Raw genomic sequence first — 713 nt, forward strand, 5'->3', positions numbered from 1 at the left:
CCACCCGGCCACCCGCCCGCGGCGCCGGGACGTCCAGCGCCGCGAACGCCGCCTCCGCCGCCGCCACACCCTCCGCACTCGCATGGAACCGCTGCCCCAGCGCCCGCAACGGCAGATACACCTCCGGCGTCAACACCAGGACCAGCAGCCCCGCCGACAACGCCATCCGCCCCTCCAGCAGCCGCAACCCCACCGGAACCGCCACCAGCGCCACCGACAGCGCGCACACCAGCTCCAGCACCAGCGACGACAAGAACGCCACCCGCAGCGCCCGCACGCTCGCCCGCCGATGACCGTCCGCCAGCTCCCGCACCACACCCGACTGGTGCCCCGTCCGCCCGAACGCCCGCAACGTCGGCAGACCCGCCAGCACATCCCGGAAATGCCCGCCCAGCCGGTGCAGCAGCGCCCACTGCCGCCCCGTCAGCGCCGCCGTCCGCATCCCCACCAGCGCACCGAACACCGGAACCAGCGGCACCGTCACCAGCACCACCACCGCCGACGCCCAGTCCACCGTCACCAACCGCGCCAGCACCACCACCGGCACCACACACGCCGCCAGCAACTGCGGCACATACCCGGTGAAGAAAGGATCCACCGCGTCCAGCCCCCGCGTCAGCAACGTCACCCGCGCCCCCGCATCACCCGCCGGACGAGCCAGCAGCGCCTCCCGCAACCCCCGCTTCACCCGCGCCGCCGCACCACCCGCCACC

At 74.5% G+C, this 713-nt stretch carries 1 protein-coding gene; it reads right to left on the minus strand.

Annotation, left to right across the window (positions count from 1 at the left end; translation table 11 throughout):
• Positions 1-713: ABC transporter transmembrane domain-containing protein (locus tag E1287_RS43400; RefSeq protein ID WP_243719851.1), on the minus strand; the 713-nt coding region annotated here is incomplete at both ends.

This window comes from Actinomadura sp. KC06 (assembly GCF_004348735.1).
GTDB lineage: Bacteria > Actinomycetota > Actinomycetes > Streptosporangiales > Streptosporangiaceae > Spirillospora.